This window comes from Pontibacter litorisediminis, from assembly GCF_029360645.1.
GTDB lineage: Bacteria > Bacteroidota > Bacteroidia > Cytophagales > Hymenobacteraceae > Pontibacter > Pontibacter litorisediminis.
In genome coordinates, this window is the sequence record NZ_JARDUA010000002.1 from 53,728 (window position 1) to 77,345 (window position 23,618).

Sequence of the window (23,618 nt, forward strand, 5' to 3'; positions counted from 1 at the left end):
CATAACCTGCTGATTCTTTTGCTATGACTTTCAAAGAAGAGACGATCAACTGCGTACAAGAGCTGAAGTATAAAAACTCGAACAGAGTATCTCCTTTCAGGCTTGTTTATACCGCGTTTGATTATGCATCTAATGAGAGCCACAAAAAGCTACTGAATAAAGTTTTTGCCAAGGGTGAAGCGCTTGCCAAGGCTGTCAATCCGGCTGCCTCCAACAATGCAACGCATCCTAGGGAAAAGGAGCAAATATTGAATAACGCAGCAGCCGGGCTTCTGGCAGAGTACTGCTGGAAAAAGTACTTAAACCAGAAAGCAGGAAGAGACATCGTGGATTATACCGAATTTACGGCTGCATCTGCACAGATTGACCTCGTTGTGCTGTCCAATGAGAAGCGCATCGAGGTCCGCTCCTCGTTTCCCCGGATTGGCATCACGTTCTCTATATGCCACAAGGAAAAAGAGTTTGATATACTTGGCCCTTACTCTAACTCCGTAAAACCCGGCGAGGTGCAGAAAGACTTTTATACCAGAACTCTCTTTCACATTCCGGAAGGGAGAAGTTTTCTGGAGGTAGCAAAGAAGGATAACTTTAAAGTATACCTAACGGGGGGAGCTACCTGGGACATGATGACGGATGACGCGGTCTCAAAGGAGAAAACCCTACGGCCACATGATGCAGTAGCCGCAGCAGCGTACCAGGAATCGAAGTTCCGTGTTGTTCCCTTTAGCAAAGCCCTCGACACCATAGAAATTTTTAACCTGATCAACCAGGAATAACACAAGCAGAAGCCCCGTTGCTTCCATCATCCTATGAAGTTAAAATTTAAGCAGCAGGACTTTCAGGTTCAGGCAGTAAAAGCCGTCGTTGACTGTTTTGCCGGCCAACCGCTCACAACAAATCGGTTTACGCTGGAGAGAAGCAGGTCGCTTCTTGAGAAGGCAAGGCAGGCGGCAGTGGGAAGCCAGCAAACGTATGCTTTTGAGGCTGAGGTGCTGGAGGAAATCGGCTACCGCAATACTCCTATCCAGATCCAGGACGCGCAGCTGCTAACTAATATACAGGCAGTACAACAGCGAAACGACCTGCATGAGAGCCAGCAGCTGGAACGGCCTAAAGGTATAAAACAAGGCTACCACCTCACCATAGAAATGGAGACAGGCACGGGTAAAACTTATACCTACATCCGTACCATGTATGAGCTGCACAGGCAGTATGGCTGGAGTAAGTTTATCGTGGTTGTGCCAAGTATAGCCATACGCGAGGGGGTTTACAAATCATTTCAGGTAACCCAGGAGCACTTTCAGGAGCTGTATGGGCATAAGATAAGCCCTTTCATCTATAACTCCGCCCACCCTCAGGCCATTGAGAGTTTCGCATCCGACAGCCGCATCAGCGTCATGATCATCAACACCCAGGCCTTTAACGCCAGTGGTGCAGATGCCAGAAGAATATACCAGGAGCTGGACCAGTTCGGTACAAGAAGGCCAATTGATGTTATCGCCCAGACAAATCCGATTCTCATCATCGACGAGCCGCAGTCTGTGGATGGCGGGAAGACGCTGAAAAACATGCAGGACTTTAGTCCCTTGTTCACCTTGCGCTACTCCGCCACCCACAAAACCGAGTATAACAAAGTATACCGCCTGGATGCGCTGGACGCTTACAACAAGCGCCTGGTTAAGAAAATACAGGTAAAGGGCATCAGCCTGAAAAGCGCCACCGGCACAACAGGCTATTTATACGTGGAGCAGATCCTACTCAGCGCCAACAGGCCTCCTGTGGCTGTAGTGGAGTATGAGTACCGGACTAAAGCCGGGGCCGTTTCGCGTAAAAGACAAAAGCTGCAGGAAGGAGCTAACTTCTTCGAATTGTCGGGCGGCATGCCCGTTTATAAAAACCAGGTCCTGACCGAAATCAACGGCCAGCAAAGCAAAATTACCGTTGGTGGCGCAGACATTTATGCGGGCGAAATGCTAAACAGCGAGGATGAGCACGTGTTCCGCAGGGTACAGATTCGGGAAACCATCACGTCCCACCTGCAAAAAGAAAAGCAGCTGTTCGAGAAGGGCATAAAAGTGCTCTCGCTCTTCTTTATTGATTCGGTTGACAAGTACCGGGTTTATGACGAGGCCGGGGAGCCGGAACCTGGTGTTTACGCCCGCCTGTTCGAAGAAGAGTATAGCAGCGCCCGTGATGAGTTTATGGCCCACTGGCAGCAGGAGAATCCAGAACAAAAGGATTTCATGGCTTACCTCAGTCGTGACATAGCCAGCAAAGTACACAGCGGCTATTTCTCCGTCGATAAAAAAGGGAAAGCGGTTGACCCTAAAGTAAAGCGCGGCTCGGAGGATTCGGACGACAGCTCTGCCTACGACCTGATCATGAAAGACAAGGAGCGTCTGCTCAGCTTCGAGGAGCCGACACGCTTTATCTTCTCGCACTCCGCTCTAAAGGAAGGCTGGGATAACCCTAACGTTTTCCAGATCTGTGCCCTCAAGAATGCAGACAGTGGCAGCCAAACCCGCCGCCGGCAGGAAGTAGGCCGCGGCATGCGCCTGTGCGTGAACAAATACGGCACCCGCCAGGATTTCGAGACTGTGGGGGAACAGGTGCATGATATAAACAAGCTCACGGTTATCGCCTCGGAGAGCTATGAGGCCTTCGCGAAAGGACTACAGAAAGAGATTGCTGAAACGCTCAAGGACCGACCGCGAAAGGCTGATGCGACATATTTGGCGGGCAAAGTACTGCAGCATGCAACAAACGGGAACTATCGACTCACAGAACAGGATGCACACAAGCTTAACAAGTTCCTTTACAAGCACGACATACTGGATGCTGATGATAGGATCACCGCGCTCGGCAGAGAGCTTATCGAACAGCACCGACTCGTACTGCCGGAGCACCTGGCGCCATACCAGGATGCTGTGGTGCAGTTGCTCCGGTCTGTGTATGCAGAGGTGGCATTTAAGCCGGAGGATGAGCGCCAGACCATCATGCTGGGACCCAACCATAACCTTCGTAAAAAAGAGTTTCAGGAGCTCTGGCAAAAGATCAACCTGAAAACAGTTTATGAAGTAAGGTTTGACACCGAAAAGCTGATTCTTGACAGTAAGCGAAAGATTGATGTGCAGCTGCACATAGCAGACCGGGCCTACGAAATAAAAACCGGCGAGCAGCGGTATGGCACGAAGGAGCAGCTGCAGCAAGGCACTTTGCTACAAGAGGAAAGCCGCCAAAGCCTGAGAGTACAGGACACTGCTCCTACTGGAGCCTTGTATGATCTTGTTGGCGAAATAGAGGCGCTAACTCACCTGACCCGCAGCACCATCGTTGCCATACTTAAAGCCATCAGCGAGGAAAAATTCTTGCTGCTCCGTAAAAACCCGGAGGCGTTTATTGCAGGCTGCAGTAGGCTTATCAACGAGGCAAAGGCTAGCCTTATCATCAACAACATCATCTACCACAAGACCGAACACAGGTATGACGCAAGTACCGTTTTCACCAATGACAGGCAGGTACTCCGTTCTACAGAACCATTAAAAAAACACATCTACGACTACCTTATCACAGAATCGAACATAGAGACAGCGTTTGCCAAGGCGCTGGAAAGCAGTACTGAGGTGGTGGTGTATGCGAAATTGCCTAAGAGCTTTTACATTTCGACTCCTGTAGCCAACTATACCCCGGATTGGGCCATTGTGCTGGACCAGGGCGAGGAACGGCATATTTACTTTATAGCCGAAACTAAAGGGTCGGACTCTGACTTGCAGGTACGTGAAATTGAGCGCCTAAAGCTGCATTGTGCCGATGAGCACTTTAAGTTGATTAGCGGTCAGGAAGTGAAATTCGAACGTGTGAGTAGTTATGACAAAATGATGTCCATCATTCAGAGCGAAAACCTGGTACAGAACTGAAGCAGGAGTTACTTGATATTTTAACAACCTTCGCCTCGTGCTGCATTTTAATTAGAAGCAGCACGAGGCTACTATTAAAGCAGGAGAAAAGGAAGCTGCCAACTACAGGCAGGCTTCCTTTTTTCTTTTATACCTGTCCCCCAGTTTTCATAAAGTGTCTTACTCTCCCCTGGTGAAGTTCAGGGCCCCATACGCCTTGTTTAGCTACTCTAAGGGTTAACAGAAAACCAATCTTGGTACCGGCTCGCTGTTTATACTTGCCTGGGTGGTTCTGGGCGGCACACGAAGCGATAAGCATCGAATCACCGGCCTTATTTCTGCGGTTGAGTGGCAGCAGCCATAGTGATGCACGAAGAGCGAAAGTGGTCCCCCTACTTTCTTTTGAATCAACGCTCCCTGCAGTTGTTTCCGAAGTAAGCCACTTATCCAGAAATATCGTATGGAAGAAACATTGAATAATACTATCCCTATTCTTGAAATCCGCACGCTATGAAAAAACGCTCTACCATTCTACAGCGCTTCCTGCTGGCACTACTTCTGCTGGGCACCCTCCAGGGCTGCTACAAACTGCGGGGCCACTATGGAGGGCCGCAAAGCTTCGATAAGCAGCCGCGCCCCCTTCAGCCTGCGGATATCGCCCTGCCTTCCGGCTATAAGATCGAAGTGGCAGCAACCGGCCTCACCTACCCGACAGGTGTCGCGTTTGACGACGATGGGAACGTGTTTGTGGTAGAGGCCGGGTATTCCTACGGGGAGATCTGGACCACACCGCGCCTGCTGCGGATAGCATCAGACGGCAGTACGTCACAGGTGGCAGCCGGCGACAAGAACGGCCCCTGGACAGGTGTGGCTTTCCAGGGCGGGGCCTTTTATGTGGCCGAGGGCGGCACCCTGGAAGGCGGCAGGATACTGCGGATAATGCCGGACGGGAGCATCACCCGCCTGGTGGAGAACCTGCCGAGCTTTGGCGACCACCACACCAACGGGCCGGCTATAGGCCCGGACGGTTACGTATACTTTGGGCAGGGCACTGCTACAAACTCCGGTGTGGTTGGCCCTGACAACTACAACTACGGCTGGCTCTCCCGAACACCTGATTTTCATGACATTCCCTGTGCGGACATCACGCTCGTCGGCCAAAACTTTGAGTCAGACAACCTTCTTACCCCTGACGGGAAAGACAAGGCTGTTACTGGCGCCTTTCTGCCTTACGGAACACCCTCTCAGCCTGGGCAGGTTATAAGAGGCAGCCTCCCCTGCTCTGGGGCCGTAATGCGCGTACCGGTGAACGGAGGTGCGCTGGAGCTGGTCGCGTGGGGCTTCCGAAATCCATTTGGGCTGGCCTTTTCGCCAGAGGGCCGGCTCTTTGTGACAGATAATGCCTATGATACCCGCGGGAGCCGCCCAGGCTATGGCAACGGCGACTGGCTTTGGGCTGTGAGTCCCGGCACATGGTACGGGTGGCCAGACTACTCGGGAGGCGACGCCCTGAACACTGAAGACTATGAGACCAACAAAGAAGATCCTGAATTCCTGCTGACGGAGCACCCCCAGCAACCGCCCCGTCCTGTAGCCACGCTGGGGGTTCACTCCTCCTCTAACGGCTTTACCTTTTCAACCAGCGCCGGCTTTGGACATGAGGGGCAGGCTTTTATTACCCAGTTCGGGGATATGGCCCCGGAAGTTGGCCGTATCTATGGCCCAGTTGGGTACAAGGTGGTACGGGTAGACGTGCAGACGGGTATCGTGAAAGATTTTGCGGTGAACAAAGGCAAGACCAATGGCCCCGCCTCCCAAATAGGCGGAGGTGGATTAGAGCGCCCAATCGACGCAGCGTTTGATCCCAGCGGGGAGGCACTTTACGTAGTTGACTTCGGCATCATGCAAATGACTGAACAGGGGCCAGCTCCCAAGCAGGGAACGGGTGTTCTATGGAAGATAACCAAGGAAGGAGGCAACTGATATGGCACACATTTTCCTTAATCTCAAAAGGTTGCGAAGACTTGCCTGCTGTATCGGGTTATTTTTTCTCATCGTGGCAGGCGGTTGCAGCACCGCAAAACGAGGTGAACCTATCAGCGGCCCTCTTAACCTTGACACTGAGCAACTGGAGCGCGGGCAACTGGTGTTTATGCAGCACTGCCAGAAATGCCACCCAGGGGGTGAGGCCGGCGTCGGGCTGCCCATTAACAATGTGCCGCTTCCCAAAGGGCTGCTCAAGTTCAGGGTGCGCAGCAAGGCGTTCCTTCTCGGGCTGGGCAGAATGCCATCTTTTAAAGAAGAGGAGATCTCTGACCGGGACCTGGAGGCTCTGGTGAGCTACATCAAAGAACTAAAGAAAAATAAGCCGCTCGAGGAAAACCTCGTGAAACAGTAAGTATGGCTGGAGTTCTTTCAGACGCAGTCGGCCCTTCAGAGAAGTAGCGTCAAATCCGGTTCCTCTTCGTTCTGATTAAGGATGAAACAGGTAAGGTGAGTGCTGTGCATCAGAGACTGCTGTTTATCAAGACCACACTTGATATCCGCAGCAATTCTGCTCCCCTCCTATAACAAACAGCCAAACAGCCAGGCTTACCTGGCTGTTTGGAATGAACCGCTGCCGCGCCTAGCGCAGCCATAGCTGGTGGTTTAGGTTTTATTTTCCCTCACGAACTCCTATTCAGGGGTGTTGGCAGGTATAAAGATTAGGTTAGATCACGGTGCTCATTCCGATCTCCACATTCTCCTTGTGCAGGCCCTCCAGTACGCCCCCCATCACGCAGGAGGCGATAAACGTCCCTACCTGCTCTGTAGAATAAGCGGTTTCAGAGGAAGTGAGGTCTTGTGTCACGATCTTTTTGTCCAGGGCTTCTTCCACAGCATAGCGCACCAGGCTTGCCTCCTGCAGTAGCCCGAAGTGCTCCAGCATCATGGCTGCGGAAAGAATAGTGGCGATCGGGTTAGCAATGCCCTTGCCTTTTGCCTGCGGATACGAACCATGGATCGGCTCGAACAGAGCCGCTTCCTGTCCCACAGATGACGATGGCAACAAGCCCAGCGAACCTGCGATCACGGAGGCCTCATCAGAGAGGATGTCCCCGAACATGTTCTCCGTCAGAATCACATCAAACTGTTTCGGATTGAGGATAAGCTGCATGGCCGCGTTGTCCACAAACAGGTAATCCACCGCCACATCAGGGTAAGAAGGGCTGATCTCCTGCACCACCTCACGCCAGAGGCGGGAGGTTTCCAACACATTGGCTTTGTCTACGAGTGTTAGCTTTCTGCGGCGGTTCTGGGCAGCCTGAAAAGCCAGATGGGCTATGCGGGCAATCTCAAAACGGCTGTATGTGCAATGGTCATAGGCACTGTCGGCCAGACGGCCTTTCTCGCCAAAGTAGATGCCACCGGTCAGTTCCCGGAAAAACAGCATGTCGGCCCCGGCGATGCGTTCGTTCTTCAACGGTGAGTGCGGCAGCAGCATCTGATAGGCTGTGACGGGTCGGATGTTGGCAAACAGCCCCAGAGACTTGCGCAACCGGAGCAGCCCCTGCTCCGGCCTTACCTTGGCTGCCGGGTTATTGTCATACTTCGGGTCGCCAATGGCTCCCAATAGCACGGCATCTGCTTCAAAACAGGCCTGCAGCGTTTCAGGGGGCAAAGGGTCACCGGTGGCCTCTATAGCGCAGGCGCCCATTTGCTGCTTATCAAACGTGAACGTATGGCCGAACTTCTCGCCGACGGCTTTCAATACTTTTATAGCTTCCTGGCATACCTCCGGGCCAATACCATCCCCAGCTAAAACAGCTATTCTTTTATTTAATACACCCATAGTCTTCTCTTTTCGTAGGCCTCAATCGCCTCTTTCTGACTCACTAAAAAATCAATGTCATCATACCCGTTCAACAGGCACTCCTTTTTGTAAGGGTCAATCTCGAAAGGGATGACCTCCTCCCAAACCGGCACGCGTAGTTGCTGAGACTCCAGGTCCACGATCAGCGTTGTTTGCGGGTCCTGCTCCAGTTGCTGAAACAGCCGCTCCAGCACCTGGTCAGTTACCTGCAACGGCAGCAGACCGTTATTCAGGGCGTTCCCCCGGAAAATATCGGCAAAGTAGCTGGAGATAACGACCCGGAAACCGGCATCATACAAGGCCCAGGCAGCATGCTCCCGGCTGGAGCCGCAGCCAAAGTTTTTACCGGCCAGTAATACCTGCCCCTGGTACCGTGCATCATTCAGCACGAAGCCAGCCTTAGGCGTGTTGTCGCTGTTGTAGCGCCAGTCGCGGAAGAGGTTCTCACCAAAGCCTTCCCGTGAGGTAGCCTTCAGGAATCGGGCAGGTATGATCTGGTCTGTATCTACATTTTCGATCGGCAGCGGTACGGCCGTCGATCGGAGAATATCAAACTTTTCCATGTGTTACAGGTGTAAGGTAATGTCAACAATCTTCCCTTCCACGGCTGACGCCGCTGCTACCAATGGGCTGGCCAGCAGTGTTCTGGAGCCAGGCCCCTGGCGGCCCTCAAAATTTCGGTTCGAGGTAGACACGCAGTAGGCTCCCGCCGGTATCTTGTCCTCATTCATAGCCAGGCAGGCACTGCAGCCTGGCTCACGCAACTCGAACCCCGCTTCTGCCAATATTCTATCCAGGCCCTCCTGCTTGGCCTGCTGCTCTACCTGCTTTGATCCGGGTACCACAATGGCTTCCACATGGCTCGCTTTTTTCTTGCCCTGCACGTAAGACGCCACCGCTCGGATGTCCTCGATACGGGAGTTGGTGCAGCTGCCAATGAACACATAGTCCACCTGCTTGCCCAGTAGCGATTCGCCAGCCTGAATGCCCATGTACTGCAGCGACTTCTCAAAGCTCACCTGCTCGCTCGCCTTTACCTTCACCGGAACGTTCTCATGCAGCGCGATGCCCATGCCGGGGTTGGTGCCGTAGGTGATCATCGGTGTGATGGACGGGGCGTTAAAGTGATACTCTACCTCAAATTTCGCATCCTCATCCGAACAAAGCGTTTGCCAGTAAGCCAATGCTTTTTCCCACTCCTCTCCCTGTGGGGCAAAGGGGCGGCCTTTCAGGTAGGCAAAAGTGGTTTCGTCCGGGGCAATCATGCCACCGCGTGCGCCCATTTCAATGCTCATGTTGCAGACGGTCATGCGCCCTTCCATACTTAAGGAGCGAATGGCGCTGCCCGCATACTCCACAAAATAGCCCGTGGCACCGCCCGTGCCCAAGGCAGCGATAATGTACAGGATCAGGTCCTTGGCGGTAACGCCTGGCCGAAGGTCCCCTTCTACCGTTATCCGCATGCGCTTGGGGCGCGACAGGAGCAAGCACTGCGAGGCCATGACCTGCGCCACCTGGCTGGTGCCGATACCGAACGCAATGGCCCCGAAAGCCCCGTGCGTGGAAGTATGGCTGTCGCCGCACACCATGGTCATGCCTGGCTGCGTGATTCCCAGCTCTGGCCCTATAACGTGCACAATACCCTGGTAAGGATGGCCCAGCCCGTACAGCTCCACGCCATGCTTGGTACAGTTCTCCGTCAGCTTGTCTACCTGCGAGCGCGACAAGGGCTCCTCGATAGGCAGGTGCTGGTTCTTGGTGGGCACGTTGTGGTCGGCCGTGGCCAGAATCTGTCCTCTGCGGAACAGGGGCAGGTTTCGCTTTTCAAGCTCCTCGAACGCCTGCGGACTCGTTACCTCGTGTATCAGGTGTTTGTCGATGTAGAAGACATCCTGCCCTCCATCGATGGAACGCACCACGTGCGCATCCCATATCTTGTCAAATAATGTCTTTCCCATGTTATCCGGCCGTAATAAGGTTCTGCTTCTCCACCAACACATGCAAGTCTGTATCGCATACTTCCTTCTTCTCGTCTGCTACCTTCAGAAAAACGCCATAAGCCTTATCCAGTATCTCCTTATCGAAGTTGTAGCCCAGCTTTTGCAGACGGTAAGCCAGCGCAGCGCGCCCGGAGCGGGCCGTAAGCACAATGGAAGAACTATCCACGCCCACATCCTGCGGGTTAATGATCTCATAGGTTTCCCGGTGCTTGATCACCCCATCCTGATGGATGCCACTGGAGTGCGAGAAGGCGTTGGCCCCCACGATGGCCTTGTTCGGCTGGACTGGCATGCGCATCATGTGCGACACAAGCACAGAGGTCTCGGTGAGCAGCTTGCTGTTGACGCCAGTGGTCAGGTTCAGGTCTGGGTGCTGGCGCAGGATCATTACCACCTCCTCCAGGGCAGTGTTTCCGGCCCGCTCTCCTACGCCGTTTATGGTGCACTCAATCTGGCGGGCACCATTCATCACACCGGCGATAGAGTTTGCCGTGGCCATACCCAGGTCATTATGGCAATGGGTAGAGAGGCATACCTGCTCTATCCCCTTCACGTTCTCATACAGGTACTTGATCTTTTTGCCATACTCCTCGGGCAGGCAATAGCCGGTGGTGTCGGGGATGTTCAGTACCGTAGCGCCCGCTTTTACTGCCGCCTCACAGACCCTGGCCAGAAACTCTACATCAGTTCTGCCGGCGTCCTCGGCATAGAACTCCACATCCTCCACAAAACTCTTGGCCAGCTTCACTGCCGCTACGGCACGGGCGATCACCTCCTCGCGGGTGGTGCGCAATTTATACTTTACATGCAGGTCTGACGTGCCGATGCCAGTGTGGATCCGGGGGCGCACAGCCCCCCCCAGTGCCTCAGCCGCCGTGCGTATGTCATTCTCCACGGCTCTGGACAGGCCACAGACGGTAGCCTCTTTCGTTTGGCGGGCAATCGCTCTTACTGCCTCAAAGTCTCCGGGGCTGGAAATGGGGAATCCGGCTTCAATCACGTCAACGCCTAACAGCTCCAGCTGTCTTGCAATCACAAGCTTCTCGTTTGTGTTCAGTTTGCAGCCTGGTACCTGCTCTCCGTCCCGCAAGGTGGTATCAAATATTTGTATTTTCTCTGCTGACATCCTTTATTTGGTCTTTAACAGTTACGGTACTGATTTAAATCTCCTGTATATTCAGCAGCAAGGGAAACAAAATTTAACACGGTGCTACCATTTCCAATGGTTAACCACAAAGTGTTAAATCTTTATACATCAAACAGTTACAACTTACCTTTATACCATGGCTAATCCTAGCTCCGATCCCGTTTTCCAGTTGGTGAAGTCACTGACACGCTCTGAGAAGAGGCATTTTCGCCTGTACACCAAAAGACAGGGAACAAACGAGGGGCTAAAGTTTCTGCAGCTTTTTGACGTGCTCGACAACCTGCATGACTATGAGGAGGAAAAGATCATCGAGCAGGTGCCAAACCTGAAAAAACCGCAACTGCCCAACCTAAAGGCCAACCTGTACAAGCAGCTCCTCTCCAGCCTGCGGCTGTTCCATGCCAACCAGAACCAGGACATACAGCTGCTCGAGCAGCTGAGTTATGCGCGGGTGCTTTACAACAAGGGGCTGTACCGGCAGTGCCTGAAGCTGCTGGACAAGGTAAAGGCCGCTGCCCGGCAGGCGGAGCTGCAGCACATTGCCCTCACAGCCATAGATTTTGAGAAGCAGATCGAGTCGCAGTACATTACCCGTAGCCTGAGCGGCCGGGCCGACTCCCTTTCCGAGGAGGCGACGGACCTGGCCTTGCATGTATCGCAGGCCCACGAACTGTCCAACCTGTCGCTGCGGCTGTACGGGGTATACATTCAGGCGGGCCACGCCAAAACCCAGGAAGACTTCGAACAGTTTAAGGCTTTCTTTCAGGAGAACCTGCCCGCCATCGATCTACGGGGGGCAAGCTTTATGGAGAAGCTATACTTTTACCAGGCGCATGTCTGGTACTATTACCTGGTGCAGGACTTTAAAGCCTGTTACCGTTACGCGCAAAAGTGGGTGGACCTTTTTGAGGCCCAACCGGAGATGAAGAGCGTTCAGCCGTCCCTCTACATCAAGGGGCTTCATAACCTGCTGGCGGCCCTGTTTAACCTGCAGTACTACTCGCGCTTCGAGCAGGTGTTGCAAGACCTGGAGCAGTTTGCCGATGACGAGTCCTTGCGCCACACCCCTAACACCGAGGTACTGCTGTTTCTTTACAGCACGACCAACCGCATCAACGCCTACTTTATGCGCGGCGATTTTGAAGGGGGCGTCAGCTGGGTGCCAAGCCTGCTCAAGAAGCTCCGCCAGCACCAGATGCAGCTGGACCCGCACCGCCGCCTTATCTTTTACTTTAAGATAGCCAGTTTATACTTTGGCAGCGGTGATAACCAAACGGCCATCAGGTACCTTAACAAGATCATCAACTACCAGGACACCAACCTGCGCGAAGACATCCAGTGCTTTGCCCGCATTCTGCGGCTGATCGCCTACTATGAGGCCGGCGACGACTATGAGCTGGAGCTGCAGATTCGCTCGGTATACCGTTTCCTGGGGAAGATGAACGATCAGAACGCGATGCAGGTGGAGATTTTCCGCTTCCTGCGCCGGCTCGGGAATGTGCCTCCACACGAGGTGAAGCAGGCATTTGCCGACCTGAAGGAGAAGCTCACGGCCATAGCGGAGAATCCGTTCCAGCGCCGCCCTTTCCTGTACCTGGACATCATATCGTGGCTGGAGAGCAAGATAGAAAGTATACCGGTGCAAGAGGTGATCAGGCGGAAGTTCAGGCAGCTGAAGTGATGGCGGCTCAGACGTAGTGTCGATCACGGCTGCAGGTGATGAGGGAGAAACGCTTCTTTTCGGAGAAGCTAAGCCGACAGCATCCACCGTTGCTGTTCGGTTACGACACCTGCCAGGCAGTACAGGTATAGCCTCTGGCTCCCGTCAGTTTAGGATGTAGGTACCCACTGTGGTGGCCAAAACTATGGCGATGTACAGGATCAGAAACCATCGAAACAGTTTCTTTCGCCCGATCTTGTGCTTTAGCCAGGGATAGAACAGGAAGTATAGAAAACCCGCTAGGGCGAACACCGCCACCAGTGCCTTTAGCATATCCTTGTTAGGTAAGAGCGGGGCGATGCCCTCGTGCCGCATCGCCCCGCCTGTTTTATACTTTGCCCTTCCCTGCCTCCGAGGCTGTTAGCGGAAAGAAGTTATACTTTGTTTGCGCGGATGTAAGACGAGGAACGGCACTTACTTGGCGGTGCTTCGCTCAATCTCGCGCAGGTTCTCCAGCTTCTTGTTGCGCAGGAAGCCGTTGATGTCCTCAAAATGCTCCCGCACGCGCTTGTTGCCGAACTCAAACACCTTGGAGGCCAGTCCATCCAGAAAGTCCCTGTCGTGAGACACAAGTATGATCGTGCCGTCGAAAGCTTTCAGGGCGTCTTTCAGGATGCCTTTTGTTTTGATGTCGAGGTGGTTTGTCGGTTCGTCCAGGATCAGCAGGTTCACTGGCTGCAGCAGCAGCTTGATCATGGCCAGTCGTGTCTTCTCGCCACCCGACAGCACCTTCACTTTCTTCTCTATGGCATCGCCGCTGAACATGAAGGCACCCAGCAGGTCCTTTACCTTGGTGCGCACATCGCCCACGGCAATTTCGTCGATAGTCTGGAAGATGGTAAGGCTCTCATCCAGCAGGGAGGCCTGGTTCTGGGCAAAGTAGCCGATCATGCTGTTATGGCCCAGCTGCAGCTTACCGTCAAAATCAATCTCGCCCATAATGGCTTTCACCAGCGTGGATTTACCCTCGCCGTTCTTGCCCACAAAAGCCACTTTCTCGCCCCGGTTTATCGTCAGGGAAGCATCCTTGAAAACAGTATAGTCGCCATACTTCTTGGTGAGCCCCTCCACTATAACCGGGTAGTTGCCCGAGCGTGGCGCCGGCGGAAACTTGATGTTAAGGGCCGAGGTATCTACCTCATCCACCTCGATGATCTCCATCTTCTCCAGCATCTTCACCCGCGACTGCACCTGCAGTGTTTTGGAGTAGGTGCCTTTGAAGCGCTCAATAAAGGCGGTGATCTCGGCTATTTCCTTCTGCTGGTCGTCGTACTGCTTTTGCTGCTGCTCGCGGCGCTCCTGGCGCAGCTGCAGGTATTGGCTGTAGTTTACCTTATAGTCGTAGATGCGGCCCATGGTCACCTCAATGGTGCGGTTGGTGATGTTGTCCACGAAAGCCTTGTCGTGGGAAATCACCATCACAGCCTTGGCGTTGTTCACCAAAAACTCCTCCAGCCACTGAATGGACTCAATATCGAGGTGGTTGGTGGGCTCGTCGAGCAGGATGAGGTCGGGCTGCTGCAGCAGGATCTTGGCCAGCTCGATGCGCATGCGCCAGCCGCCGCTAAACTCTTTGGTCGGGCGAGCAAAGTCTTCGCGCGTAAAGCCCAGGCCCTTCAGGGTTTTCTCTACCTCCGCGTCATAGTTGATCTCCTCCACCGAGTAGTACTTCTCGCTCAGCTCCGATACCTGCTCTATGATGGCGTAGTATTCATCCGACTCATAGTCGGTACGCGTCTCCAGCTCCGAGTTCAGGAACTCCATCTGCTTCTTCATCTCCAGTACCTTGGCAAAGGCCTTGGAGGCTTCCTCAAACACCGTGCAGTCGTCGTCGGTAAGCAGGTGCTGCGGCAGGTAGGCGATCACGGCATCCTTCGGCGCCGACACCTTTCCCCGCGTAGGCTTGTTCACTCCGGCAATCACCTTTAACAGGGTGGACTTGCCAGCGCCATTCTTGCCCATAAGGGCTATCCGGTCGTTCTCGTTGATGTTAAAGGTAACGTTACTAAAAAGGGCTGCCCCGTTAAACTCAACTGCAACCGCGTCTACTGAAATCATAGGTATTGTTTTAAGGCTGCAAAGATACAAGATAATTCTGCGTATGCCTCAGAACATTACCATGAAGTACAGCCCCTTTATACTTGCAAAAAACACTTCCAGCCTTCAGCCCTATTGGTTCTGCATGAGGTGCCGCATCCAAGCGTCTATCATTTCCACCAGTTCCGGGTTAAAGTTATCGCGGGCGTAGGCCTCATACGCGTCGCTTTGCCGCAGGCGCATCAGGTCCTGCTTTGAGCCTACTTTAATAAAGCCGTGGTCGGTCTCCGGCAGAAACTTGTAGGTGGCTGTGCCGGGGCGCATCGCGTTGATCGCATTTACCAGCAACTCCGAGTTGTGCGGGCTGATAGACGGAAGGTCTGCCCCGCCATAGATAATCAGCACATTGGTGTTGGCATCGCGCCATGCTTTATGATAGGGCACCTCCTGTATGCCTTGCATAAAGGTGTAGTGGCGTGTAAATAAATGCCCCTTGCCATCATACTCAAAGCTCTGTTCCAGATGTTGTTTATACTTTGGATTCTGAGCCAGCTCCTCAGGCGACTTTTTCTCGACCAAAAGCTCGTAGGTCAGCGGCCCCAGCACCCGCATGTCCTCATCAATCCTTACCGGGTCCAGCCCCATTTCAGCGCGCTGCTCCCGAAAAACATCCAGCATGTACTCATACCAGGGCTTACCAGCCACCCCGTAGCCGATGATGCCTTTTACCTTTGTATCCCCGGCGATAACGGGCGCCGTGTTGGCCCCAAGCGAGTGGCCGAACAAGAACACGTTGCCTGTGTCCACAAAATCATAGGAAGTAAGCTTTTTAAGACCCGCCGAGAAAGCGGCCAGCTCTTCGGCGTAGGCGACTTCGGAGCAGGGGGCGCTGCCCTGGCTATCGCCGGAGCCAGGTTTGTCCATCTTAAAAACCGCGTAGCCTTTGGCCACCAGCCCATCCATCAGCCGGCGCTGCGGGTCGTGGGGCGGTAGGTTATCAATGGAGCTGCAGCCATAGCCCTGCAGAAAAAAGACTGCCGGAAACCTGCCTTTCCCTTTAGGCTTTTTCATGATGAGGCGGGCGTAGCCATGGTCTGTCTTCACTTCGTCATACAGCACCTCCGCCGCAGCATCCTCCTCGCGCGGCATTTCCTTTACTTTTCCCTTCAAGGTCAGGCGCTTTTTATTCCGGATAATGCCCACGGTAACCGGCTCGCCAGTGGTAAAAGCCCGCGCCTTGGCTACCACATCGTTCGCTGATTTGACAGCCTCCTTGTTAATGCTGACGATGACGTCATTTGGTTGGAGCTTAAGCGCTGCCGCCGTGCTATTGGGAATCACCGCCATCACCATTCCTCCTTCTTCATTTGCAAGGCCATAAACCACCACCAGTGAATCAGCCACCGGGGCGATCTGCACCCCCAGGAAAGGGCGGCGTTTCAGGTGTTGCGCCTGCGCCGGAAGTGACAGGCACCAGGCAAGTGCCGCCATGGCCAGAAGTATACTTTTTTTCATAGTTGTATATGTGTTAGAGCTTTGTAAAGATAATTCTAAATTCTTCTTCTGCTAGCAACTCAGAGGTTCCGAAAACCGCTATTTCCCTTGCCGCCAGATGCTAGGAAACCATACTCCTGCCACGACATCAGAACCGCAGGCACAGTAACAGCACCGGGTGCGTGCAGAAGCCTGCCAGTCCTGTTACAAAACACCAGTAGCTTCTCCCGCACCGGCCCACTTTACCTCCTGAAAATGGCTCTGTTGGATGAGCTACAACGGCACTACAGACATAAACTAATTTTTACCAATATTATTTTGTACTATACTTTTAAATAATCGTATAGCACTATGTTTTAACTTCTGAAACCTTAACCAACTGTCTCTATGCAAATTAAACCTAGACAATTTCGCCTGCCCAAGTATAGGCTATTGCCTGTAGCCGTAGGCATGGCACTGGCGATGGCCTCCTGTAGCCAGAAAACGACGGCTCCCACCTCCGATACTACAGCGGCCACGCAGACGGCCGAGGCGGTTGAGCCCGCTGCTACCACTGGCTTTGAGGTGCCGGTAGACTACTATAAGCTGGACAATGGCCTGAAAGTAGTGCTCTCGCCCAATAAGACGGCCCCTGTCGTGACCGTGGCCGTGTACTACAACATCGGTTTCCGGATAGAGCCTAAAGACCGCACGGGCTTCGCACACCTGTTCGAGCACATGATGTTCCAGGGTTCGGACAACCTGGGCAAAATGGAGTTTATACAGCTGGTGCAGAAGAACGGTGGCATCCTGAACGGAAGTACCCGCTTCGACTTTACCAACTACTTCGAGATAGTGCCGGCGCACAAGCTGGAGACCATGCTTTGGGCAGAGGCTGACCGCATGAAAGGCCTGAACATCACGCAAGAAAACCTGACCAACCAGCAGGGCGTGGTAAAGAACGAGGTGAAGGTGAACGTGCTAAACCAGCCGTACGGCGGCTTCCCGTGGCTGGACATGCCCCAGTATGCCAACAAGAACTGGTACAACGCCCACAACTTCTACGGCGACCTGAAGGACCTTGACGCAGCGAGCCTGGAGGATGTGCAGTCCTTCTTTAAAACGTATTATTCCCCTAACAATGCCGCACTGGTGATAGTAGGCGACTTTGAGCCGCAACAGGCCAGGCAGTGGGTGCAGCAGTACTTTGGCGGCATCCCATCCTCCACCCTGCCTGAGCCGGTAAACCTGAGCGAGCCGCGCCAGGAGAAAGAGCAGCACTTTACCAAAGACGACAAACTGGCTAACAAACCTGCTATTGCCTTTGCCTACCACATGCCGGAGCGTAACACCCCTGAGTACTACGCCATGGGCCTGCTGGACCAGATTCTGTTGCAGGGCGATGATAGCCGCCTACACCAGGCATTGGTGCAAGATAAAGGGTACACCGGCTCTGTAAGTGGAGGCATCAACGCCTACCTGGGCAATATGTACAACTACAACGGGCCCATGCTCTGGATGGGCAATCTGGTTTATGATAAGAACGTAGCCTCTGACTCCATCATCCAGGTGCTGGACCAGGAAATCGCCCAACTGCAGCAGGAAGGCATCAGCCAGGAGCAGCTAGACTTGGCCATGGTAAAAATACGCTCCTCGCTCTACGACCAGGTAAGTCAACTCTATGGCTTCGGAAAAGCCGACCTGCTGGCCAGCTTCGCCCTGTTCGACGACAACCCCGCCCGCATCAACGAGTTGGAGTCGGAGTTCCGGAAGGTAACGCCGGAGCTGATTCAGCAAACCATTAAGGAATACCTGCGGCCAACCAACCGCACTGTTTTAGTTATCAACCCACAGGCACAGATATAAGCATCATGAAGAAAATATTTTCCATATCCCTGAGTATGCTGCTGGCTATGAGCGCAAGTATAGCCGTGGCGCAAAAACAAACCCCTCCGGAGGGAGGCCAGCCCAAAAACTTCACCTTGCCAGCCAAAGAGGAGTTTACCCTGCCCAATGGCCTGGAAGCCACCATGGTGCCCTACGGCGAGGTGCCGAAGGTAACGGTGAACATGGTGGTGCAGGCAGGTAACGTGCACGAGGAGGCGAGCCAGAACGGGCTTGCCGACATTGTAGGCAAACTGATGGAAGAAGGCACCGCCACCCGGACAGCCAAGCAGCTAGCAGAAGAGGTGGCGCGGATGGGTGGCTCTCTAAGCATTGGCATCGGCCCCAACCAAACCACCATTTATGCCGATGCGCTCTCAGAGTTCGGGCCGGAGCTGGTGCGCCTGATGGCCGATATCCTGCAGAACCCCGCCTTCCCGGAATCGGAGCTGGAGCGGGTGAAGAACGACTTGAAGCGGCAGATGAATTTGGCCCGGGCGCAGCCGGGCACACAGGCGTACACCAGGTTCAGCAAGGCACTCTATGGCGACCACCCCTACGGCCGCGACCTGCCTTCCGACAAAGAGATAGACAGCTACACCCTGGCCCAGGTGCGCGACTTTTACGAGAAGCAGTTCGGCGCGCGCCGCACCAACGTATACGTGGCCGGCAAATTTGATGAAGGAGCCATGAAAGAGGCGATCACCTCCTCGCTCAGTGGCTGGCGCGAAGGCCCGGAGCGTGCCATACCTGTGGCAAAACCCGTTACTAAAAAAGACATGATCGTGGTGGACCGGCCCGGCGCCCCGCAGTCTACCCTCCTGATCGGCCTGCCGGTTGTTGACCCGTCACACCCGGACTACATTCCGCTGCGGGTAACGAACTCCTTGCTGGGCGGCTCCTTTGGTTCCCGCATCACCCGTAACATCCGCGAGGACAAAGGTTATACCTACTCTCCCTCCAGCTCTGTCTCTGCCAGGTATAAGGTCGGAGACTGGGCGCAGCAGGCAGATGTTACCACGGAGCATACCGGCAACTCGCTGAAGGAGATCGTGTATGAAATTGAAAGGCTGCGCAAAGAGCCGCCAACGGAGGAAGAACTGAAGGGCATCCAGAACTATGAGGCGGGCCTGTTTGTGCTGCGAAATTCCACCCCTGGGGGTATCATCGGACAGCTTAACTTCCTGGACCTGCACGACCTGCCAGAGTCCTTCCTAACAAACCAGGTGGAAAACATACATGCCGTCACACCGCAAAAGGTGCAGGAAATCACCAACACCTACATCCGCCCCGGAGACATGACGCTGGTGGTGGTTGGAGACAAGAAAGTGATAGACAAGCAACTGAAGAAGTTTCAGGAAGACCTGAAAAAGGCACCTGTTACGCAGTAAGCAACTTTAATACTTTACAGCCAGGCTCCGGTGCTACCGGAGCCTCGCTGTAACTTTTTATACCGGAGCACCCTTTCAAACAAGCGGTTTATACTTTTGCATTGCCTTTCGGGCCAAAAGTCGTAACTACGCCAGCAGAAACAGCGCCTTTTTGCTTTCATGGTCCGATACTTCGCTTACGCCCTCACCCTCATTATACTTCTGGCTGTAGTAGCCAGCTGCTCTTTTCTCCAGTTCTCCCCCCAGTTTGGTGCCGAGGCCAAAGGAGCCCGCCTGAAAAAGATGCAGCAGTCACCGAACTACAAGGACGGCGTGTTTCACAACCCCGTGCCTACCAACATGGACATCGGCTTTAAGGGCTACCTGAAACTGTTGCAGACCCGGATCTTTGGAGAAACAGCAAATCAGCAGCCTGACCACCCACTGCCATACATCCCTGTAAAGGCAAGCGCGCCCGGCACCGTGCAGGACACCGCCACGGTGGTAACCTGGCTCGGGCACTCAGCCTTTATTGTGGAGATAGACGGCAAACGGCTGCTGCTGGACCCGATGCTGGGCGACATTGCCTCCCCGATCAGCTTTCTAGGCCCCAGGCGATTTGCCCCGCTGCCCATCACCGCCGCAGCGTTACCCCCTATCGATGCCGTGCTGATCTCTCATGATCACTATGATCACCTGGACTACGGCTCTATACAAGAACTAAACGAAAAGACAGGCCACTTTTACGTGGCGCTGGGCGTAGGCGCGCACCTGGAGCGATGGGGCGTGCCTGCCGAAAAGATAACGGAGATGGACTGGTGGCAGGAGGTTACTTTTCAGGGGCTTACCTTTGCCGCAACACCATCCCGCCACTTCTCCGGCCGCGGCCTCACCGATCGCATGAAAACACTCTGGACCTCCTGGGTGATCCTGGGCAGCAAGGACAGGATTTTCTTCAGTGGGGACTCCGGCTACTTTCCCGGCTTTGCAGAGATCGGCAACAAGTATGGTCCCTTCGACCTCACCCTGATGGAGTGCGGGCAGTACAACGAGCTTTGGTCGAGCATCCACATGATGCCGGAGCAAACGGTGCAGGCGCACCTCGACCTAAAAGGCAAGCTGCTCATGCCCATTCATTGGGGCGCCTTCGCCCTGGCCCTCCACAGCTGGACCGACCCGATCGAGCGCGTTACCAAGGAGGCGCGGGAGCTACAGGTGCCTATCACCACTCCGCTCATTGGGCAGCCTGTTATCCTGCACCAGGCTGCTCCCCGCAGCAACTGGTGGCGTCCGTAACAAGCGGGTAGTGCTTTTTTATACTTGTGCCGGTGCGTATGCCAGTAGTAATGTATGATTGCTTTGTACCAAACAGAAGGTAGCCCCTTACCCCGTATAATTACTTACTCGCGGCACCATAGCTGCCGTTTATACGCATTTTTTTGAGGCTACTGTTAATTTGAACTGCCCATGCCTGCTCTTAAGGGCCAAATTACGTATAGCCATATACCTTCCTCTAGTTCTTCTTCCCTCTTTTATGATCTAGAAAGGCATGTACTTCTGGAAGGCGAAGTATAAGCTTGTTATCATCATACTATGAGAGTCGTTGAGCTTAAGATAATGCGTGGGCCTAATTACTGGTCTATTAAGCATCCGAAGATTATTGTGCTGAAGCTGGACCTGGAGGACCTGCAGCACACCCTTACCAACGAAGTGCCGAACCTGGCACACAAACTTCTAAAGCTGTTTCCGGGCATTTACAAGCACCGCTCCTCCGAGGGCACAGAGGGAGGTTTTATCCGGCTAGTGAACGAGGGCACCACCTTAAGCAAGATGGTGCAGCACATTGCCCTGGAGCTGCAAACGGCCGCCGGCATGGACAGTGGCTACGGCAGGCGCTATGCCACCGAGCAGCCCGGGGTGGACTTCGTGGTTTTCTCGTATCAGCAGGAACGCGCGGGAGAGTACGCGGCAACGGCGGCGGTGCGGATTACGGAGGCGCTGGCCCGGGGCGAGCGCGTAAGCGTGGTGCAGGATGTGGCCAGGTTACACCAGATCCGGGAAGATGAGTACTTCGGCCCATCCACTGAAGCCATTGTGCGCGAGGCCGTGAACCGCAATATCCCGTACATCCAGAACAGGCAAATGGAAATTATTCAGCTGGGCTACGGGGTTAACCAGAAGCGCATACAGGCTGCCATGACCAGCAACACCTCCTGCTTTGCGGTAGAAAACGCGGGCGACAAGAACCTGACAAAGCTGATACTGGAGGAGGCAGGCATTCCTGTGCCGCTGGGCAGAATTGTGAAGACCTCGCGCGAGCTGGAGCATGCGGTCGACAGCCTGGATTACCCGGTGGTGACCAAGCCGCTGTACGGCAACCAGGGCAAAGGCGCCAGCATAAACCTGCCCACCTGGAAAGAAGCCCACAGAGGCTTTGCCGAGGCACAGCGCTATTCAGAGGAGGTCCTGGTAGAGCAGTACATCCAGGGTTCCGATTTCAGGCTCTTGGTGATAGACGGCAAGTTCACAGCTGCCGCCCGGCGCACGCCAGCCATGGTGGTGGGCGATGGCAAATCCTCTATCCGGCAACTGATCAACCAGGTGAACAAAGACCCGCGCCGCGGGGTAGGCCATGAAAAAGCCCTTACCCACATTAAGGTCGATAAGATTACCCGGGGCATCCTGCGTGACAAAGGGCTGACCCTGCAGGCAGTGCTACCTGCTGGGGAGGTATTGTACCTGAAAACGACCGCGAACCTCAGCACAGGCGGCACCGCCACCGATGTGACGGACCTGGTGCATCCTTATAATGTGCTGATGGCAGAGCGCATAGCCGGTATTATTGGGCTGGATATCTGCGGTATAGATGTGATCACCACCGACATCGCCATTCCGCTGCCCGAAGCACGGGGGGCCGTGATCGAAGTGAACGCCGCCCCAGGCCTGCGCATGCACATCTCCCCTACCGACGGCTTGCCGCGCAACGTGGCGGAACCGATCATCAACATGCTGTTCCCGTACGGCTGCCCGTCCCGCATCCCCATTGTGGCCATAACCGGCACCAACGGCAAAACCACCACCACACGCCTCACGGCGCACATGCTCAACTTTAAGGGCCACAAGGTAGGCTATACCACCACCGACGGCATCTACATACAAGGCAAGCGTGTGTTGAAAGGCGACACCACCGGGGCCTACAGCAGCGAGTTTGTGCTAAAGGACCCCACCGTGAACTATGCCGTGCTGGAGTGCGCGCGCGGGGGCATGCTGCGCACAGGCCTAGCTTTTACCCAGTGCGACATCGGGATCGTGATGAACGTATCGGAAGACCATCTGGGGCTGGGAGACATACATACAGTGGAGGACATGGCCCGTGTGAAAGCCGTTATTCCGAAGACAGTATGCTCGCAAGGCTACGCCATCCTGAATGCCGATGACGACCTGGTATATGGTATGGCCAGCGGCCTGCGCTGCAAAATAGCCTTTTTTAGCCTGGATGAGGAGAACCCGCGCATCATGGAGCACATCTCTAAAGGCGGGCTTGCCGCTGTTTACGAAGACGGCTTTATCTCTATCTTCAAGAACACCTACAAGATACGGGTAGACCGGGTGGCCGATGTGCCGCTCACCTTCGGGGGCAAAGCGAAGTTTAACATCTACAATGTGCTAGCGGCCACACTGGCGGCCTATATTTCGCATATGGAGATAAATGAGATCCGCACCGCCCTGCGCACATTTATACCTTCCCCGGAGACTACCCCGGGCCGCATGAACCTGTTTAAGCTGCCAAAGGCAGAGGTGCTCATCGACTATGCCCACAATATTGCCAGCATGCAGGCCATCGGCGACTTCATCAGGAACATGGAGGCTCACCCTAAGATCGGCATTATCGCAGGCGTCGGTGACCGCCGCGACGAAGACGTGAAGGAAGTAGGCCGGTTAGCTGCCGAAGTGTTCGATGAGATCATTATCCGGCAGGACAAGGACCTGCGTGGGCGCAACGGCAACGAGATAAACCACTTGCTGAAAGAAGGCATTTACAAGGTGAAGCCGGAGCTGGAGCCAAAGGAAATTAACCAGGAGGCGCGGGCCCTGGCTTATGCCCTGGAGTATGCCCCCGAAGGCTCTTTTATCGCCCTCTTCTCAGAGGATATCCCGGAAGCCGTTAAACTGGTGGAGAACTTCAGGGTTATTCAGCACCGGGAATCAAACACAGAGCAGTAGCAGCAGACAGTGTA

16 protein-coding genes are annotated in these 23,618 nt (G+C 54.3%); 9 read left to right on the top strand and 7 right to left on the bottom strand.

The genetic code is table 11. The features are described from left to right. The first annotated feature begins 23 nt into the window (after positions 1–23). The 4 genes from PXG97_RS06530 to PXG97_RS06545 all read left to right on the top strand — a co-directional run bounded on the left by PXG97_RS06530 (position 24) and on the right by PXG97_RS06545 (position 6,294). Complete coding sequence (locus PXG97_RS06530; protein WP_276496943.1) at positions 24–776, top strand: hypothetical protein; 753 nt, start codon at positions 24–26, stop codon at positions 774–776. Positions 777–809: 33 nt separating this feature from the next. Beyond that, positions 810–3,917 carry a type III restriction-modification system endonuclease gene (locus PXG97_RS06535; protein ID WP_276496944.1) on the top strand — a complete coding sequence of 1,036 codons (3,108 nt, stop codon included), beginning with the start codon at positions 810–812 and terminating at the stop codon, positions 3,915–3,917. Between the two features lie 489 nt (positions 3,918–4,406). Then, positions 4,407–5,879, top strand: coding sequence for a PQQ-dependent sugar dehydrogenase (locus tag PXG97_RS06540; protein WP_276496945.1), 1,473 nt, complete (start codon positions 4,407–4,409; stop codon positions 5,877–5,879). Position 5,880: 1 nt separating this feature from the next. Further along, positions 5,881–6,294: a c-type cytochrome gene (locus tag PXG97_RS06545; protein WP_276496946.1), complete on the top strand. Its 414-nt coding sequence runs from the start codon at positions 5,881–5,883 to the stop codon at positions 6,292–6,294. A 312-nt stretch (positions 6,295–6,606) separates the two neighbouring features. On the opposite strand, the gene leuB is transcribed toward PXG97_RS06545, so the two are convergent. The 4 genes from leuB to PXG97_RS06565 are packed head-to-tail and all read right to left on the bottom strand — an operon-like array spanning position 6,607 to position 10,875. Continuing rightward, entirely contained in the window at positions 6,607–7,728 is a 1,122-nt protein-coding gene (leuB, locus tag PXG97_RS06550; protein ID WP_276496947.1) for a 3-isopropylmalate dehydrogenase, read from the bottom strand. Then, positions 7,716–8,312 carry a 3-isopropylmalate dehydratase small subunit gene (gene leuD / locus PXG97_RS06555; protein ID WP_276496948.1) on the bottom strand — a complete coding sequence of 199 codons (597 nt, stop codon included), beginning with the start codon at positions 8,310–8,312 and terminating at the stop codon, positions 7,716–7,718. The genes leuB and leuD overlap by 13 nt, the downstream gene beginning before the upstream one ends. 3 nt (positions 8,313–8,315) lie before the next feature. Further along, positions 8,316–9,707 (bottom strand): 3-isopropylmalate dehydratase large subunit, encoded by a 1,392-nt coding sequence (gene leuC, locus PXG97_RS06560; protein WP_276496949.1) that lies wholly within the window; start codon positions 9,705–9,707, stop codon positions 8,316–8,318. 1 nt (position 9,708) lies between these two features. Continuing rightward, positions 9,709–10,875, bottom strand: coding sequence for a 2-isopropylmalate synthase (locus tag PXG97_RS06565; RefSeq protein ID WP_276496950.1), 1,167 nt, complete (start codon positions 10,873–10,875; stop codon positions 9,709–9,711). Between the two features lie 157 nt (positions 10,876–11,032). On the opposite strand from PXG97_RS06565, the gene PXG97_RS06570 reads away from it, so the two are divergent. Beyond that, complete coding sequence (locus tag PXG97_RS06570) at positions 11,033–12,577, top strand: hypothetical protein (RefSeq protein WP_276496951.1); 1,545 nt, start codon at positions 11,033–11,035, stop codon at positions 12,575–12,577. 144 nt (positions 12,578–12,721) lie between these two features. Here the strand turns inward: PXG97_RS06570 and PXG97_RS06575 are convergent, their stop codons facing one another. The 3 genes from PXG97_RS06575 to PXG97_RS06585 form a co-directional block, all read right to left on the bottom strand. Continuing rightward, entirely contained in the window at positions 12,722–12,889 is a 168-nt protein-coding gene (locus tag PXG97_RS06575; protein WP_276496952.1) for a hypothetical protein, read from the bottom strand. A gap of 141 nt (positions 12,890–13,030) precedes the next feature. Beyond that, the gene (locus tag PXG97_RS06580; RefSeq protein ID WP_276496953.1) at positions 13,031–14,674 is read right to left on the bottom strand and encodes an ABC-F family ATP-binding cassette domain-containing protein; all 1,644 of its coding nucleotides are present in this window, start codon (positions 14,672–14,674) and stop codon (positions 13,031–13,033) included. Between the two features lie 111 nt (positions 14,675–14,785). Continuing rightward, positions 14,786–16,168: an alpha/beta hydrolase family protein gene (locus tag PXG97_RS06585; protein WP_276496954.1), complete on the bottom strand. Its 1,383-nt coding sequence runs from the start codon at positions 16,166–16,168 to the stop codon at positions 14,786–14,788. Between the two features lie 366 nt (positions 16,169–16,534). Here PXG97_RS06585 and PXG97_RS06590 point away from each other — a divergent pair, with 366 nt between their 5' ends. From PXG97_RS06590 to cphA, 4 genes are all read left to right on the top strand, one after another. Next, positions 16,535–17,992 carry a M16 family metallopeptidase gene (locus PXG97_RS06590; RefSeq protein ID WP_276496955.1) on the top strand — a complete coding sequence of 486 codons (1,458 nt, stop codon included), beginning with the start codon at positions 16,535–16,537 and terminating at the stop codon, positions 17,990–17,992. 5 nt (positions 17,993–17,997) lie between these two features. Continuing rightward, positions 17,998–19,401 carry a M16 family metallopeptidase gene (locus PXG97_RS06595; RefSeq protein WP_276496956.1) on the top strand — a complete coding sequence of 468 codons (1,404 nt, stop codon included), beginning with the start codon at positions 17,998–18,000 and terminating at the stop codon, positions 19,399–19,401. 159 nt (positions 19,402–19,560) lie between these two features. After that, positions 19,561–20,676 (top strand): MBL fold metallo-hydrolase, encoded by a 1,116-nt coding sequence (locus PXG97_RS06600; RefSeq protein WP_276496957.1) that lies wholly within the window; start codon positions 19,561–19,563, stop codon positions 20,674–20,676. Positions 20,677–20,973: 297 nt separating this feature from the next. After that, positions 20,974–23,604, top strand: coding sequence for a cyanophycin synthetase (gene cphA / locus PXG97_RS06605; protein ID WP_276496958.1), 2,631 nt, complete (start codon positions 20,974–20,976; stop codon positions 23,602–23,604). The last annotated feature ends 14 nt before the right edge of the window (positions 23,605–23,618 follow it).

Bases quoted from the DNA above. Each gene is read 5' to 3' on its own strand.
- PXG97_RS06580 (WP_276496953.1), bottom strand. From the start codon at position 14,674: ATGATTTCAGTAGACGCGGTTGCAGTTGAGTTTAACGGGGCAGCCCTT.
- PXG97_RS06590 (WP_276496955.1), top strand. From the start codon at position 16,535: ATGCAAATTAAACCTAGACAATTTCGCCTGCCCAAGTATAGGCTATTG.
- leuB (WP_276496947.1), bottom strand. From the start codon at position 7,728: ATGGGTGTATTAAATAAAAGAATAGCTGTTTTAGCTGGGGATGGTATT.
- PXG97_RS06585 (WP_276496954.1), bottom strand. From the start codon at position 16,168: ATGAAAAAAAGTATACTTCTGGCCATGGCGGCACTTGCCTGGTGCCTG.
- PXG97_RS06600 (WP_276496957.1), top strand. From the start codon at position 19,561: ATGGTCCGATACTTCGCTTACGCCCTCACCCTCATTATACTTCTGGCT.
- PXG97_RS06540 (WP_276496945.1), top strand. From the start codon at position 4,407: ATGAAAAAACGCTCTACCATTCTACAGCGCTTCCTGCTGGCACTACTT.
- PXG97_RS06535 (WP_276496944.1), top strand. From the start codon at position 810: ATGAAGTTAAAATTTAAGCAGCAGGACTTTCAGGTTCAGGCAGTAAAA.
- PXG97_RS06595 (WP_276496956.1), top strand. From the start codon at position 17,998: ATGAAGAAAATATTTTCCATATCCCTGAGTATGCTGCTGGCTATGAGC.
- PXG97_RS06530 (WP_276496943.1), top strand. From the start codon at position 24: ATGACTTTCAAAGAAGAGACGATCAACTGCGTACAAGAGCTGAAGTAT.
- leuD (WP_276496948.1), bottom strand. From the start codon at position 8,312: ATGGAAAAGTTTGATATTCTCCGATCGACGGCCGTACCGCTGCCGATC.
- PXG97_RS06565 (WP_276496950.1), bottom strand. From the start codon at position 10,875: ATGTCAGCAGAGAAAATACAAATATTTGATACCACCTTGCGGGACGGA.
- PXG97_RS06570 (WP_276496951.1), top strand. From the start codon at position 11,033: ATGGCTAATCCTAGCTCCGATCCCGTTTTCCAGTTGGTGAAGTCACTG.
- PXG97_RS06545 (WP_276496946.1), top strand. From the start codon at position 5,881: ATGGCACACATTTTCCTTAATCTCAAAAGGTTGCGAAGACTTGCCTGC.
- cphA (WP_276496958.1), top strand. From the start codon at position 20,974: ATGAGAGTCGTTGAGCTTAAGATAATGCGTGGGCCTAATTACTGGTCT.
- leuC (WP_276496949.1), bottom strand. From the start codon at position 9,707: ATGGGAAAGACATTATTTGACAAGATATGGGATGCGCACGTGGTGCGT.
- PXG97_RS06575 (WP_276496952.1), bottom strand. From the start codon at position 12,889: ATGCTAAAGGCACTGGTGGCGGTGTTCGCCCTAGCGGGTTTTCTATAC.